The sequence below is a fragment of the Methylobacterium sp. Leaf117 genome (assembly GCF_001422985.1).
GTDB lineage: Bacteria > Pseudomonadota > Alphaproteobacteria > Rhizobiales > Beijerinckiaceae > Methylobacterium.
In genome coordinates this window covers 422,130-436,567 of sequence record NZ_LMNL01000001.1, presented here as the reverse complement: position 1 = coordinate 436,567, position 14,438 = coordinate 422,130, and the positions used below count along the sequence as shown (strand labels likewise).

The 14,438-nt window shown below is 65.9% G+C and carries 15 protein-coding genes; 5 read left to right on the top strand and 10 right to left on the bottom strand.

Features of this window, described 5'->3' with window-relative positions:
- The first annotated feature begins 162 nt into the window (after positions 1-162).
- Both ASF57_RS27195 and ASF57_RS01940 read left to right on the top strand, forming a co-directional pair.
- Positions 163-933 (top strand): cold shock domain-containing protein, encoded by a 771-nt coding sequence (locus ASF57_RS27195; protein ID WP_056479338.1) that lies wholly within the window; start codon positions 163-165, stop codon positions 931-933.
- 122 nt (positions 934-1,055) lie between these two features.
- Positions 1,056-1,322: a hypothetical protein gene (locus ASF57_RS01940; RefSeq protein WP_338011514.1), complete on the top strand. Its 267-nt coding sequence runs from the start codon at positions 1,056-1,058 to the stop codon at positions 1,320-1,322.
- Between the two features lie 100 nt (positions 1,323-1,422).
- Here ASF57_RS01940 and rpsD read toward each other — a convergent pair whose 3' ends face one another.
- The 3 genes from rpsD to murI form a co-directional block, all read right to left on the bottom strand.
- Positions 1,423-2,040 carry a 30S ribosomal protein S4 gene (gene rpsD / locus ASF57_RS01935; RefSeq protein ID WP_056189104.1) on the bottom strand — a complete coding sequence of 206 codons (618 nt, stop codon included), beginning with the start codon at positions 2,038-2,040 and terminating at the stop codon, positions 1,423-1,425.
- A 196-nt stretch (positions 2,041-2,236) separates the two neighbouring features.
- A complete protein-coding gene (locus ASF57_RS01930) occupies positions 2,237-2,713 on the bottom strand; it encodes a DUF3291 domain-containing protein (RefSeq protein ID WP_056480158.1) in 477 nt (158 codons plus the stop codon).
- Positions 2,714-2,809: 96 nt separating this feature from the next.
- Positions 2,810-3,685, bottom strand: coding sequence for a glutamate racemase (gene murI / locus ASF57_RS01925; protein ID WP_056479335.1), 876 nt, complete (start codon positions 3,683-3,685; stop codon positions 2,810-2,812).
- A gap of 203 nt (positions 3,686-3,888) precedes the next feature.
- Between murI and egtB the strand changes: the two genes are divergently transcribed.
- Positions 3,889-5,190, top strand: a complete 1,302-nt coding sequence (gene egtB, locus ASF57_RS01920; protein WP_056480155.1) for an ergothioneine biosynthesis protein EgtB — start codon at positions 3,889-3,891, stop codon at positions 5,188-5,190.
- A 44-nt stretch (positions 5,191-5,234) separates the two neighbouring features.
- On the top strand, positions 5,235-6,203 hold the full coding sequence (gene egtD / locus ASF57_RS01915; RefSeq protein WP_244476792.1) for an L-histidine N(alpha)-methyltransferase: 969 nt from the start codon (positions 5,235-5,237) through the stop codon (positions 6,201-6,203).
- Between the two features lie 3 nt (positions 6,204-6,206).
- On the opposite strand, the gene ASF57_RS01910 is transcribed toward egtD, so the two are convergent.
- The 4 genes from ASF57_RS01910 to ASF57_RS01895 all read right to left on the bottom strand — a co-directional run bounded on the left by ASF57_RS01910 (position 6,207) and on the right by ASF57_RS01895 (position 10,342).
- Entirely contained in the window at positions 6,207-6,470 is a 264-nt protein-coding gene (locus tag ASF57_RS01910; protein ID WP_056189114.1) for a hypothetical protein, read from the bottom strand.
- Between the two features lie 198 nt (positions 6,471-6,668).
- The gene (gene clpA, locus ASF57_RS01905; RefSeq protein ID WP_056479329.1) at positions 6,669-9,143 is read right to left on the bottom strand and encodes an ATP-dependent Clp protease ATP-binding subunit ClpA; all 2,475 of its coding nucleotides are present in this window, start codon (positions 9,141-9,143) and stop codon (positions 6,669-6,671) included.
- A 23-nt stretch (positions 9,144-9,166) separates the two neighbouring features.
- Complete coding sequence (clpS, locus tag ASF57_RS01900) at positions 9,167-9,595, bottom strand: ATP-dependent Clp protease adapter ClpS (RefSeq protein ID WP_244476771.1); 429 nt, start codon at positions 9,593-9,595, stop codon at positions 9,167-9,169.
- Positions 9,596-9,904: 309 nt separating this feature from the next.
- Positions 9,905-10,342 (bottom strand): phasin family protein, encoded by a 438-nt coding sequence (locus ASF57_RS01895; RefSeq protein WP_082503623.1) that lies wholly within the window; start codon positions 10,340-10,342, stop codon positions 9,905-9,907.
- A gap of 302 nt (positions 10,343-10,644) precedes the next feature.
- Here ASF57_RS01895 and ASF57_RS01890 point away from each other — a divergent pair, with 302 nt between their 5' ends.
- The gene (locus ASF57_RS01890; protein WP_056479326.1) at positions 10,645-12,135 is read left to right on the top strand and encodes a D-alanyl-D-alanine carboxypeptidase; all 1,491 of its coding nucleotides are present in this window, start codon (positions 10,645-10,647) and stop codon (positions 12,133-12,135) included.
- 130 nt (positions 12,136-12,265) lie between these two features.
- Here ASF57_RS01890 and ASF57_RS01885 read toward each other — a convergent pair whose 3' ends face one another.
- The 3 genes from ASF57_RS01885 to ASF57_RS01875 all read right to left on the bottom strand — a co-directional run bounded on the left by ASF57_RS01885 (position 12,266) and on the right by ASF57_RS01875 (position 14,421).
- Positions 12,266-12,943 (bottom strand): DnaJ domain-containing protein, encoded by a 678-nt coding sequence (locus ASF57_RS01885; RefSeq protein ID WP_056479323.1) that lies wholly within the window; start codon positions 12,941-12,943, stop codon positions 12,266-12,268.
- Positions 12,940-13,146 (bottom strand): hypothetical protein, encoded by a 207-nt coding sequence (locus ASF57_RS01880; RefSeq protein WP_244476770.1) that lies wholly within the window; start codon positions 13,144-13,146, stop codon positions 12,940-12,942. Before ASF57_RS01880 ends, ASF57_RS01885 begins: the two co-directional genes overlap by 4 nt.
- A 114-nt stretch (positions 13,147-13,260) precedes the next feature.
- Complete coding sequence (locus ASF57_RS01875) at positions 13,261-14,421, bottom strand: trypsin-like peptidase domain-containing protein (RefSeq protein ID WP_056479318.1); 1,161 nt, start codon at positions 14,419-14,421, stop codon at positions 13,261-13,263.
- Positions 14,422-14,438: the final 17 nt, after the last annotated feature.

The following is a 14,438-nucleotide window of genomic DNA, read 5'->3' as shown; positions in this document are numbered from 1 at the left end:
GCAGAAGCATCTTGCGATCAAGGCAGCTTTCAGTCAGGACTAAGGCGTTATTCTTGGTCACCGCTGCTGGGAGTAATGATAGTGCGGAGCGTGGGCTGTCTGGGATGGCGCGCACGCGGTTATCGAAACTGATGGTCGGCGGACGGTTTTTGCGAGCTTTCTATGGGACGTGGTCGTGATTTTCGGGGGCCGCAGAAGCGCGGCTTCGATGAGGGTGGAGCCGAGCCGCGTTGGCCGGATCAGGCTCCTCCGAGCGGCGGTGGCTACGGTGGTGGTTTCGGCGGTGGCGGCGGTTTCGACCGTGGCCCGGCCAGGGCTGCCGCAGCTCCCTCGGGGCCGGAGCGCGATGCGACGGTCAAGTGGTTCAACAAGGAGAAGGGCTTCGGTTTCGTCGAGCTGGCTGACGGTTCGGGCGATGCCTTCCTCCACATCCGCGCCGTCGAAGCTGCCGGTCATGCCGATCTCCTGCCCGGCACGCGCCTGACGGTTCACACCGCCCAGGGCCAGAAGGGTCCGCAGGTGACCGACGTCACCAGCGTGGATACCTCGACGGCTGAGGCTGCGCCCATGCGCGACGCGCGTCCGCCCCGCACCGGCGGGTTCGGCGGCGGCGACCGCTTCGGCGGTGGTGGCGGTTACGGTGGCGGCGGCGGCGGTGGTGGCTACGGCGATCGCGCCGGCGGCGGCGATCGTGGCGGTGGCCGCTTCGCCAGCGGCCCGTCGACCGAGATGACCGGCACGGTGAAGTGGTACGATCCGGCCAAGGGCTTCGGCTTCGTCTCCGTCAACGATGGCGGCAAGGACGTGTTCGTGCATCGCTCCGCGCTCTCGCGGGCCGGTCTCGACTCGCTCGCCGAAGGCCAGCAGGTCGTCCTCGGTGTCGTCGAGGGCCAGAAGGGCCGCGAGGCCCAGAGCATCAACGTCGACGATTGATCGTCGTCCCGGGGTCGCGTTGCGGCCACCTTTGAGAGCTTGACTGAAGCGGCGGCCCCTTGGGCCGCCGTTTCGCGTTGGGGATATGACAGGCTGAGGACGAACGGATGCGGATCGCCGTGATGTCGACGGTTACCCTGGTGGCCATGATCACCGCCGGGTCGGCCGCGGCGGAGGATTTCACCGGATTCTACGCCGGCGTGAACGCGGGCTATGCGTTCGGGGCGGGGGAGCGCGACGCACGGGGCGCTAGGCCGGATGCCGCGAGCGAGGTCGCGGGTGCGACGGCAGGGAATGGCATGCCGCCGAGTGCGATGGAGGCATCCCGAGCGCTTCAGGCACGGAACCGCACACCGCAGCCGGGTTCGGCGAACCCCCTCCCCCGCTGATCGTCGCCATGGGTGAGCGTTCCACGCCAGGACCGTGTCAACGAGAAAGGGCCGCCCTTGTGGGGGCGGCCCTTCCGGTGTTCGGCGCGATCCGCTGGGATCAGCGCGAATAGAACTCGATGACGAGGTTCGGTTCCATCTGGACCGGGTAGGGAACTTCGCCGAGGTTCGGCACGCGGGTCACGCGGGCGGTCATCTTGGAGTGATCCACCTCGATGTAGTCCGGCACGTCGCGCTCGGGGAGCTGCGCCGCCACGACGACGATCTCGAGCTGCTTCGACGAATCCTTGACCTCGATCAGGTCGCCCGGCTTCACCAGGTAGCTGGCGATGTTGACGCGCTGACCGTTGACCTTGACGTGGCCGTGGTTGACGAACTGGCGCGCCGCGAACGGGGTCGGCACGAACTTCGCGCGGTAGACCACGGCGTCGAGGCGACGCTCGAGCAGGCCGATCAGGTTCTCGCCGGAATCGCCACGCAGGCGGATCGCCTCGGCGTAGTAGCGGCGGAACTGCTTCTCGGTGATGTTGGCGTAGTAGCCCTTGAGCTTCTGCTTGGCGCGCAGCTGCGTGCCGAAGTCGGACATCTTGCCCTTGCGGCGCTGACCATGCTGGCCGGGGCCGTACTCGCGGCGATTGACGGGGCTCTTCGGGCGGCCCCAGATGTTCTGGCCCATGCGGCGATCGAGCTTGTGCTTCGCCTGAATGCGTTTTGACATCGCGGTTCCTCTCGCAATGGAGATCTATCGAGGAACGCGCCCTCCTCTTTCCGCCGTGGCACAGGGCCGATGACGGAACGACAGAGCGGACATTGCCGCCCACGGGTGCGTTAGAACGAGTGTGTACGAAAATGCTTCGGGGCCCCTCGTCGGAGCCCCGTCACCGGCGCTTCGTTAGAGCAGGAGCGCGGCAAGGTCAATGCCGAGCCGGCTCTTCGCTACCGGCCGCGGCGGCACGGATCGGACCGGAGCGGGTGAGGCGCGGGGGCCGGTACGTCATCGTCAGATGCCGCGGACTTGGGTGCCTGACGTTCGAGGGGTGGCCATCCGCACGCATGCGGCGGTCCGCGTCCTCCCAAGGCGGGAGGTTGCTCCCGGAGGTCAGGACAGTGTCCGCTTGGGTCCAATGGACCACCGAGGCCTCATCGCACCAGCGGACCAGGCTGGGCATCGCGCTGCGATGGGCACCCCCCATCACGTACCGGCGCATGCTCGCCTCATCCGTCCAGGCCGTCATGGTCCAGAAGGTCCAGTCGTGATCCTGTAGCAGGGCACCGGCCTTGAATCCGGTGGCCTGGCGAACCTGATTGCGAGTCCGGATCGCGTGCATGGCAAATCCCGGCAGAAATCGGATCGCGCGGAGGCGCAGGCGGGTGACACTGATGAAGGTCATGATGTTACCGGTCACCCTCATTCGGCCGAGAGCGATGGAGGAGACGCCCGATTGCGCCCACAGCGCGCGTTCGCCGACGAGCGTGGCTTCGTCCTGCTATTGGCGTCCGAGCGGCATCGGCTCGACGGCGATGGAGCCGATGCCGCGCAGCATCAGCGAATGTCGAAGCGGTTGGGTCAGGCCCCCTCCAGCCGTGAAGGCACCCAGCATGGGGGCAGCCGCGGGGGCGGTGCGATCCACCGGTCCGAGCAACTGGGTCACGCGGCGGGCGATGGCCGGTGCGGGATCGATCCACGTCACCGGCCATGGTGCGAGGACCTGGAAGCGTGTGAGCAGCAGGGGGTAGTGCGTACAGGCAAGGCAGACCACATCGGTGCGCCGGCCATCCTCCAGGGTCACGAAGCAGGGAGCGATCTCGCGGGCGAGCTCTAAATCGTCGATGGGCCGTCCGGCCAGTTCGGCCTCGGCATAGCCCGCGAGGTTCGGAGCACCCACCAGGGTCACCGCGCAGGTGGACGCGTAGGTCTCGATGAGATCATGCGTGTAGGCCCGCGCCACCGTACCAGGCGTCGCCAGAAGGGTGACGACACGCGAGCGCGTTGCCTCCGCCGCCGGTTTGATCGGCGGCACGACGCCGACGAACGGTGTGGTGAAATGCTGGCGCAGGGCCGGCAGAACCAGGGTGGATGCGGTGTTGCACGCGACCACCACGAGGTCTGGGCGGTGCACGGCAACCAAACGCTCCATCACGGCGAGCACCCGGTCGACCAGGACGGGCTCCGCGAGGCGCCCATAGGGAAAGGCTGCGTCGTCGGCCGCATACACATAGCTGGCATCGGGCCGTGCCCGCCGAACCTGATCCAGCACGGACAAGCCGCCGAGCCCGGAATCGAACACCAGGATGGTGGGCGTCGGGACCACGTTCCGGGCCACCGCGCTGGTGGTCGCTCCAGCCATGAGATCGATCCGCATCCGAGTTCGGTCCGACTGTCTCGCTTCAATGGCGAAGTGTCGGCCGGCGACGGTTAAGGGGATGTCACCATGGCCTGAAAAAGGCGACGCGTTCCGTAGGGTGCGGGACCGTTGCCGCGACGAACGGCCCAGCTTTGCGGAGATTGCCGAATCCACCATCGGACATATCTCACCTGACGATAGTGTCAGAGAGGATGTTCGTCATGGCAGCGACGGCAGCGTTTCGCGAGATCCAGGACGTGGCGACGGACCGGGCGGTCTTCCCGCCTCCGTCTCGAAATGCCAAGCCTGTCGATCGCTCGGCCTGGATCGCCGCTTTTCATCATGTCCGCGACGAGACAGAGCGGCGAGCCGGCCCGCTCTCTCCCGAGGACCAGCAGGTCCAGTCGATGGCCGATGCGAGCCCGACGAAATGGCACCGAGCCCATACGACGTGGTTCTTCGAACAGTTCCTGCTGCGCGAGCATCTGCCGGGCTACACCATCTATGATGAGCGGCTGCACTACCTCTTCAATTCCTACTACGTCGCCGCCGGCCCCCGTCAGCCCCGCATTCTGCGCGGGCTGATCACGCGGCCGACCGCCGACGACGTGGCGGGCTACCGGGCGCATGTGGATCGGGCCGTGGACGCTCTTCTGAGCCAAGCTTCCGCCAGCGCCTTGGATGCGATCCTGCCGGTTCTGGAGATCGGGCTGTACCATGAGCAACAGCACCAGGAGTTGCTGATCACCGATATCCTGCATGCCTTTGCGCAGAACCCCCTCGGACCAGCCTATGACGCCGGGTGGCGCTTCCCTCGACCGGTTGGCGCAGAGGGGCGTTCGGATCTCGCGCGCGGCATCGTCCCGATCGGGCATACGGGTGAGGGCTTCTCGTTCGACAACGAATCGCCGCGCCACGAGGTTCTGATCCAGGGCGGTACCATCGACAGAGCCCTCGTGACGAACGCACAATGGCTCGCCTTCATGGCCGATGGTGGCTACACGCGCCCCGAACTCTGGCTTTCGGATGGCTGGATCGCCGCCCAGGCTGAGGGCTGGGAGGCGCCGGGTTACTGGCGGCGTGACGGCGTCTCGGAGGCCGAAGAGATCAGTGGCCGCCAAGCGTGGGCAAGCATGACCCTGGCCGGCATCCAGCCGATCGACCCAGCTCTCCCGGTGACCCATATCAGCTACTTCGAGGCTGACGCTTATGCCCGATGGGCCGGACGGGATCTGCCGACCGAGTTCGAGTGGGAGGTCGCTGCCCGCGAGGACAAACTTTCGGACGCCTTCGGCCTCGTCTGGCAATGGACCCGCAGCGCCTACACCGCCTATCCGGGCTATCGCCCGGTCGACGGAGCGCTCGGCGAATACAACGGCAAGTTCATGTCGAACCAGTTCGTGCTGCGCGGCTCATCGGTCGCCACGGCGCAAGGCCATGCGCGCGTTGAATACCGAAATTTCTTCTACCCGCATCAGCGCTGGCAATTCACGGGCCTGCGCCTGTCCGACACCCGCATCTGACTGCTCCCCTCGACCTGTCGCGTATCCGGAGAGATCCCTTGACCATCAATCCCGTCTTCACGGATGCGACGCCGATCACGGCCCTCGACGCCGAACGGCAATTCCTCGACGATGTCCTCACCGGCCTGTCGGCACCCCAGAAGTTCCTCTCGGCGAAGTACTTCTACGATGCTGCCGGTTCAGACCTGTTCGAGGCGATCACCCGCCAGCCTGAATATTATCCGACGCGAACCGAACTCGGCATCCTCGACGCGCAGGGTTCGGCGATTGCCGCGGCCCTTCCGGAGCGGGCGACGCTCGTAGAATTCGGCAGCGGCTCGACCGTCAAGGTACGGCGCCTCTTGGTGCATCGGCCGGACCTTGCCGGATACGTTCCGGTCGACGTTTCGGAAAGCTTCCTGCGCAGCGAGGCCGAGGCCTTGGCGCAGGATTTCCCCCATCTCGCGATCACCCCCGTCGCCGCCGACTTCACCCGGGCCTTCTCCCTGCCGTCGGGACTCGCGGAGGGACCTGTGGCCGGCTTCTTTCCCGGCTCGACCATCGGTAATTTCGAGCCGCCCCAAGCAGCCCGTCTGCTCGAACACTTCGGACAGGTTCTGGGCTCCGGCGCAACGTTGATCATCGGGGTCGATCTCGTGAAGGACAGGGCGGTCCTCGAAGCGGCCTATGACGATGTGGCGGGAGTAACGGCGGCCTTCAACCGCAATCTTCTTGTCCGCATGAAACAAGAGCTCGGTGCCGATATCGACCGCGATGCCTTCACGCACCGTGCCTTCTTCAATGCGGACGCCTCTCGCATCGAGATGCATCTGGTCAGCCGGACAGCGCAGACGATCCAGATCGCCGATCGGCGCATCTCTTTCGCGGAAGGCGAAACCATCCATACCGAGAACAGCTACAAGTATACGATCGATCGCTTCCGTGCCTTGGCTTATGAGGGTGGTTGGGAGGCGGGATCTGTCTGGACCGACCCGGTCGCCCTGTTTTCGATTCACGCTCTGAAGAGGCCGTAGGCGTCAGCTGCGTTTCTCCAGCATGGCCTTGACCTGCATCAGCTGATCCCAGAGTTGGCCCGGCGAGGTACCGAGAACGTCGAGTCCGGCCGTCACACCCCAGTAGATCCCGACGACGATGACAGGAACGAGGATCCAGCCCAGGATTTCCTCGCCCTGACGCCGGCGCTTGCGACGCAGCCGACGCTGTTCGCGGGCCGTCAGCTTCGGCACGGGCTGGTGGGTCTGCGAAATCGGCGTGAGGGGACCTTCGTGTAAGTCACTCATCCGGGGGGCGTCCTCCTCAATCGTTCTCAGCGATAGGGAGGCGTTTCCGGCCCATCTGTCGTTGCAGCGCCCGCTCTCCGTTCCCGCGCTTGCTAACCATCCGGCGATCTCATGTCGACCGGCGGGTCTGGTTTTCTCAACGTTCAGGACCATGAAACCGGCCCCTCCGATGAACGGAGAGACCGGCTGGTTACGCGATCAGGCCTTGACCAACGGCACTTTCGGGACGGTACGAACGCCCGAGCCGCCGCCACCGGACCCACCCTTGTCATCACGCTTGTCGGTCTGCTTGCGCGTCGACGCTTTGGCCCGGGTCCGCTTGTGCTTCTTGGCGGCGTTGGTGACATCCTTCTCGGGCTTCGGCGTCACCGGGCCGGCCGGGAATTCGAAACCGAGTGCCTCCTTGCCATCGCCTTCCGGCTTGCGGACCACGACTCGGACCGCGCCGCCATCCTTGAGCCGTCCGAACAGAACCTCGTCGGCCAGCGGAGTCTTGATGGTCGACTGGATGAGCCGGGCCATGGGCCGGGCGCCCATGGCATCGTCGTAGCCGTTCTCGGTCAGCCACTCGCGCGCCTCGTCCGAAAGCTCGATGGTGACATTGCGATCGGCCAGCTGCGCCTCGAGCTGGAGGACGAACTTGTCCACCACCTTCGCCACGACTTCCTTTGGCAGGTGCCCGAACGAGATGATCGCATCGAGCCTGTTGCGGAATTCCGGTGCGAACAGCTTGTTGATGGCCTCGACGTCGTCACCCGTGCGCTTCGCCTGCGTGAAGCCGTAGGCGGACTTCGCCAGGTCGGACGCGCCCGCATTCGTCGTCATGATGATGATGACGTTCCGGAAATCGACCTGCTTGCCGTTGTGATCGGTCAGCTTGCCGTGATCCATCACCTGCAACAGGATGTTGAACAGGTCCGGATGCGCCTTCTCGATCTCGTCGAGCAGCAGGACGCAATGCGGGTGCTGATCGATGCCGTCGGTCAGCAGGCCACCCTGGTCGAAGCCGACGTAACCGGGAGGCGCACCGATAAGGCGGCTGACCGTGTGGCGCTCCATGTACTCGGACATGTCGAAGCGAAGCATCTCGACACCGAGGGACGCCGCGAGCTGCTTGGCGGCTTCGGTCTTACCGACGCCGGTCGGACCCGCGAACAGGTACGAACCGATCGGCTTGTCCGGGTCGCGCAAGCCGGCGCGAGCCAACTTGATCGCGGATGTGAGCGCATCGATGGCGTTGGGCTGGCCATAGACCACGCGCTTGAGGTTCTCGGTCAGGTTCTTGAGAACCACCGCGTCATCCTTCGACACGGTCTTGGGCGGGATGCGGGCCATCGTGGCGATGGTCGCCTCGATCTCCTTAACGCCGATGGTGCGCTTGCGGCGTGCCTCCGGGACCAGCATCTGCGATGCGCCGGTCTCGTCGATGACGTCGATCGCCTTATCGGGCAGCTTGCGGTCGTTGATGTACCGGGCCGAGAGTTCCACCGCCGCCTTCACGGCCTCGGTGGTGTACTTCAGCTTGTGGAATTCCTCGAAGTACGGCTTCAGGCCCTTCACGATCTCGATCGCATCGGGAATCGACGGTTCGTTGACGTCGATCTTCTGGAAGCGGCGGACCAGGGCGCGATCCTTCTCGAAGTACTGGCGGTACTCCTTGTAGGTGGTCGAACCGATGCAGCGGAGCGAGCCGTTCGCCAGGGCGGGCTTCAAGAGGTTCGAGGCATCCATCGCGCCGCCCGAGGTCGCACCGGCGCCGATGACGGTGTGGATCTCGTCGATGAAGAGCACCGCGTTCGGATGCGCCTCGATCTCCTTCATCACCTGCTTGAGGCGCTCCTCGAAGTCACCGCGATAGCGGGTACCGGCCAGCAGGGTGCCCATGTCGAGGGAGAACACCGTGGCCTCGATGAGGACTTCTGGCACCTCCTTGTTGATGATCTTGCGGGCCAGACCCTCAGCGATGGCGGTCTTGCCGACGCCCGGCTCGCCCACCAGCAGAGGGTTGTTCTTCTGCCGGCGGCAGAGGATCTGGATGGTGCGCTGCACCTCGCTCTCGCGTCCGATCAGCGGATCGATGCGACCGTCACGGGCCTTCTTGTTGAGGTTGACGCAATAGGCCTCGAGGGCATCGCCCTTCTTCTTCGCGCGACCCTCGCCCTCATCACCGCTGGGACGCTCCGAGGCCGCTTCCTCGTCGGCTCCGCGCACAGGCTTCGACTCGGAGGCTCCCGGCCGCTTGGCAATGCCGTGGCTGATGTAATTGACGGCATCGTAGCGCGTCATGTCCTGCTCCTGCAGGAAATAGGCGGCGTGGCTCTCGCGCTCGGCGAAGATCGCCACCAGCACATTCGCACCGGTGACCTCCTCGCGCCCGGAGGATTGCACGTGGATCACCGCGCGCTGGATCACGCGCTGGAACCCCGCTGTCGGTTTGGCATCCTGCCGGCCGTCCCCGATCAGGTTCGCCAATTCGGTGTCGACGTATTCGACCAGGCTGCGCTTGAGGGTGTCGACCTCGACGTTGCAGGCGCGCATGACGGCGGCCGCGTCCTGATCGTCGACGAGGGCGAGCAGGAGATGCTCCAGCGTCGCGTATTCGTGCCGGCGCTCACCGGCGAGCGCCAAGGCGCGGTGGAGAGCTTGTTCTAGGCTGCGAGAGAAGCTGGGCAAAGCGTGGCCTCTGTGTGGGGTGCCTATTTCTTTTCCATAACGCACTGGAGAGGATGTTGGTGTTTGCGGGCGAAGTCCATGACCTGCGTCACCTTGGTCTCCGCAACTTCGTAGGTGAAGATCCCGCACTCGCCGACACCGTTGTGGTGTACGTGCATCATGATTTGAAAGGCGGCTTCCTGCGACTTGTTGAAGAATTTCTCGACGACGTGCACGACGAATTCTTGCGGCGTGTAGTCGTCGTTCAGCAAGAGAACCCGATAAAGGCTCGGTCGCTTCGTCTTGGGCTTCGTTCGGGTGATGATGGCGGTTCCGGACCGCCCGTCATCGGTACCACCCGGCTCGTGGGGTTCGTCGACCGCGCGCACTTCGGCGACACGGCGAAGCTGCGTAGGGGTGTCGGGGCCGTTCGCGCGTGAGGATTCGCTGCCCCGTATCAGGACGTCGGTCATCTGAATCGCATCGACCCCATAGTGCGGCATGCTGCTCGTAGGCTGCTGGTCCGCGGGTCACGCCGGCGAGGCGCGCTCGCATCGGGAGTAATCTATAGAGCGATCGGCCGCTTCGCCAGTCGGATGCGCGCACTTGTCCGATACCGCTTTCGGCAAGGCATCGGTGGGGCCCGGCCAGCGGTTCTGTCCGCCGCAACGCCGCCGCGCGGCGCTCGAACGCAAACGACCCCGCGCGAAGACTCGCGCAGGGTCGAAGGGGGGGTTCCGGGTCTCGCGAAGGGAGGTCGATGCCCCCCGCCGGGTCTGCGCTCAGGCGGCCAGCGTCTTGGGCGCGCCCGGAAAGCCCGGAAGTTTCGGAAAATTTTTCGGATCTAGGAAAGCTTTCGGATCAAAGAAAGTTTTGGGATCGAAGAAGGCCGGCATGCCGAACCCGGTCTTGTCCTGGAGGGGCGCACCGATTTCCTTCGCCAGCCCTCGGTAGAGTTCCGTCATCGTGTTCGCTTGCGCCTGAAGCCGCTCGTAAGAGGCCTTCAGATACGCGGTCTGGATCTCGAGCGCGGACTGCATCGTACGCGCGCCGGCCAGCTTCTTGATGGCTTCCGAACTGGCTGCGTAGGAGTCCTTGGCAAAGTCCACCATCTCGATCCCGGCCGTCTGGTTGGTCTTGGCCACCAGGGACACGCTTCTCAGCGCGTCGGACAGGCCCGTCTTGCTCATCGTGGAAGCTTTGTCGAACATTTGGGTCATCTGGCGATCCTCTCGGCTTTTTCAGGCCGGTCCCTGACGTTTCGGGTGCAGGCCCGGTCGACTGCGAGCAGCCTGTGACCTGATGTGTGCGATGCACCATCGAACGTCAAGATTTATATTGCGATGCACCACGGGATGTTTTCCCGGCGAATTGGCGTCCAGGCATTAACCGGGCCGTAACTGCGTCCACCTAGCCTGATTGACAGATGTTGCGGGGTTTGGGCGGACCGACCGCCCGCTCCGCCGAGATGTTGCGGTGCAAGCCGGCCTGCGGGCTGTGCATGTCGAGGCAGTGAGTCGTGATGCGTAGCCATACTCCCCGCGTCGGCCGGGTGCCTGCCCTGCCGGCCGCGATCGCGGCGGCCGCCGTTCTGGCCGCCCTCGCCTCTCCGGCGGAGGCCCGTCGCGGTCACCATCACCGCGGCGGCGGCGGAGGTGGCTACAACCCGCCCTACGCCGCCATGGTGGTGGACGTGAAGACCGGCAAGACGTTGCATGCGATCAACGAAGACTCGCTGCGTCACCCGGCCTCGATCACCAAGGTCATGACGCTCTACATGCTGTTCGAACAGCTTGAGCGTGGCCGCTACACCCTCGAGTCGCCTTTGACGATCTCGTCCTTCGCGGCCTCGCAGGCTCCTTCGAAGCTCGGTCTGCGCCCCGGCTCGACCATCGAGGTCGAGGAGGCGATCAAGGCGATCGTGACCAAGTCGGCCAACGACGTCGCCTGCGCCATCGGCGAGAATATTGCCGGCTCGGAATCGCGCTTTGCCGAGATGATGACGCAGAAGGCCAAGGCCCTCGGCATGAGCCGGACCCACTACGCCAACGCCTCCGGTCTGCCGGACGCCGACCAGATCACCACGGCCCGTGACCTCACGATCCTGGCGCGGGCGATTCAGGACCGCTTCCCGCGCTATTACAAGTACTTCCAGACCCGCTCCTTCGCCTTTCGCGGCCGGGTCATCGGCAACCACAACCGCCTCCTCGGCAACGTGCAGGGGGTGGACGGAATCAAGACCGGCTACACGCGCGATTCCGGCTTCAACCTGATGACGGCGGCCAAGCTGGACGATCGCCAGATCGTGGCGATCGTGCTGGGTGGCAAGTCGGGCGCCAGCCGTGATCGCATCATGGCCGACCTCGTGCGCCAATCCTTGCCGCGCGCCTATGCGGGTTCGCGACAGACGCCCTCGACCATCGAGGTCGCCGAGCGCGCGCGCCCGGCCGTGGTGGCGGACGGCGCTTCGCGGACGCGGACGCAGGTTGCTTCCGCGGACGACGGGGAAGATGTCGAGACCACCGCGTCGACGCTCCGTGCCGGCCAGCCGCTCGACATCACACCCAACCGGAGCGCCACCACGACCCCCGGGAGCGCCGGTGCGAAGTGGCGGTCCGGTGCCCTTCCGAATTCTGCGCAGGCCTATGCGGCCACGAGCGGTCCTGCGGCCTTCCCGTCGGGGGGCAAGAGCGATGCCCGCCTCGCCTCCATCGATGGTCCGCGCGCCGAGGCGCCGAAGCCGGTGGCCGGCGCGAAGATCACGCCGACCGCCTGGGTGATCCAGCTCGGCGCCATGGATGACGAGGACAAGGCGAAGTCGATGCTCGCCGAGGCCCGCAGCCGTGCCGGTGGGACGCTCTCCAAGGCCTCGCCCTACACAGTGAAGGTCGAGCATGGCGGCGCGACTCTGTTCCGGGCCCGGTTCTCCGGCTTCGCCGAGCAGGATACCGCCCAGGACGCCTGCAACGCGCTGAAGCGCAGCGGTTTCAGTTGCTTCGCCACCCGTAGCTAAGGTCCCCGTCGGCGACCTTCGATCGGCCCGGACGCCTCATCGCGCGTCCGGCACAGGATACGCCTGCCCGGTTCGTTCCACCGGTCGGCGGTACGTTCGACATTCCCTGTCTGGCAACGCGCGTGGAGTATCAGCGATGTCGGTTGTTAAGCCTGTCACGGGCCGCGTTGACGCGCGCCGCCTGCTCGGCCGTTCCCCCCTGGTCGGGGTGCAGCCGCTTCATCAACGTCCGATGAGCCGTGCGGACCTGCTCCAGGGACGCCCCGCGCTCAAGCCCCAGGATCTCATAGGCCTCCTGCTCCGTCATCGCCCCTGGGTACGCCGCACGGCGCGGCCCCGTGTCGGCATCTCCCTGAGCGTCTACACGCCAGCCGGGATGCCGGCGGTCGAGATACGCCTCTAGTCGGCGGGCGGTGACGGCATCGCGTCCGAACAGGGCGAGAAGACCGGGCACGGGGATCGCCGACAGGGGTTGCCCCGCATAGGGACCAATCAGCGCGATCCCGTCGCCGCTTTGATCGAACCGGATGCTGCCGCCGCCGAATTGTCTCGGGTCGAACCGGGAAGCGATACCGTTCAGGCGGGTTTTCAATCCGGTGGAACCCTCCAGCAGCCAGGCCCCACCCGCGCCCAGCAGGAGCGCGAACTCGAGCCGGCCGCGGAACAGGAAAAGCCCCGCCGCCGCGAGGGCAAGATAGCCACCCACCTGCCGCAGCAGGCGCGTGCTCAGCGCCGGATACCGCCGGCGCGCATGGGATGCGAACCACCACAGGATCAGGAGCGCGACGATGCCGGCGATGAACGTCACCGGCTGACGCCGTACTCAGCGGTGATCCGCCCGCCGACCCGAAGTTTCACCCCGTCGATGTCACGCAAGCCCTGATCCCGAGCCGATCGGTCCGGCGCGCGTTCGCTACCGCACCCGCGCCGCGAGGGCAGCCGCACGCCTTCCGGCGCATTCTCCGGGCAGAGACGGGGCGGCATCTGCTCTCCGGCATCGGCGGCGACCATGCCGGCGAACCAGAGAAGGAGAATCGGCACGGGACGGTGACAGACCATGAATCGCTTTCGCTGATCGCCGAGCCGCTTTACCGGTCGGCGCTCCACCTGACGAGAGGGCGAGAGTCAAAGACGGCTTTCCGCAACGTCGGACGTCGTGACACGGACACGGCGTGGGCGCCCGTCGCGCTCGACGGTCAGTTCGATCGGCGCATCCAGGCCGGCCGCCTCTATCGCGGCGGTGAGATCGGCGAGACGATGCACGGGTTGGTTGCCGGCGCCGACGATGATGTCGCCGATGTCGCCTGTCTGGGGATCGACACCGCGCAGGCCGGCCGTCGCGGCCGGCGACCCGCGCAGGACGCGCAGAACGACGACGCCATCGATGCCGAGGCGCGCTGCCGTGGCCTCCTGACCGGCGATAATCCCGATGCCGGGATTGCGGGTCCGGCCGTTTCGGATGAGTTCGGGAACGACCCGGTTCACCACATCGACGGGGATTGCAAAGCCGATGCCCGCGCTGGCTCCTGACGGGGAAAAGATCGCCGTGTTCACGCCGATGAGGCGCCCGGCGGAATCGAGAAGCGGACCACCCGAATTTCCAGGATTGATCGCGGCATCGGTCTGGATCACGCCCGACAATTCGCGGCCCGCGCTCGTGGGTAGACGCCGCTGAAGTGCACTGATCACGCCCGTGGTCAGCGTATGATCCAGACCGAAGGGATTGCCGATCGCATAAGCCGCCTGTCCGACCTTCAGGTCAACCGAAGTGCCGATCGCCAGGGGTTGCGGTGCGGCGGTCGTGCGGCCGAGGCGGAGCACGGCAAGATCATAGCTCGGTGCCGCACCGACCAAACTTGCCGACACCACCGCGCCGGAGGAGAGGCGGACTGCGACGGAGCTGCCGCCCTGCGCAGCCGCTGCAACCACGTGATTGTTGGTGACGATATGTCCGGCCGCGTCCCAGACGAAGCCGGTGCCGGTCTGCGCGCCGTTGTTCTGGTCGCCATCCTCCGCGTCGACGCCCATCAGGGCTCGGCCTTGAGCAGCAGCCTGAACGAAGACGTGAACCACGGACGGACTCGCCCGGGCGAACAACTCGACCGTCGTCGTCTCGGCCGGCGCGAGGTCGCCCCGGGCGGTAATGGCGCGGGACGTCCGCTCCGAGAACGCGAGACCGGTCAGGTAGGGTTGCGCGACGAAGAGTGTGAGCAGGACGATCGCCGCACCGGCGACCCATCGCAGGAAACGATCCGCCGGAGGCTGCGGCGAAGACCGATCGCGCATGTGTCATCCTCTTCACC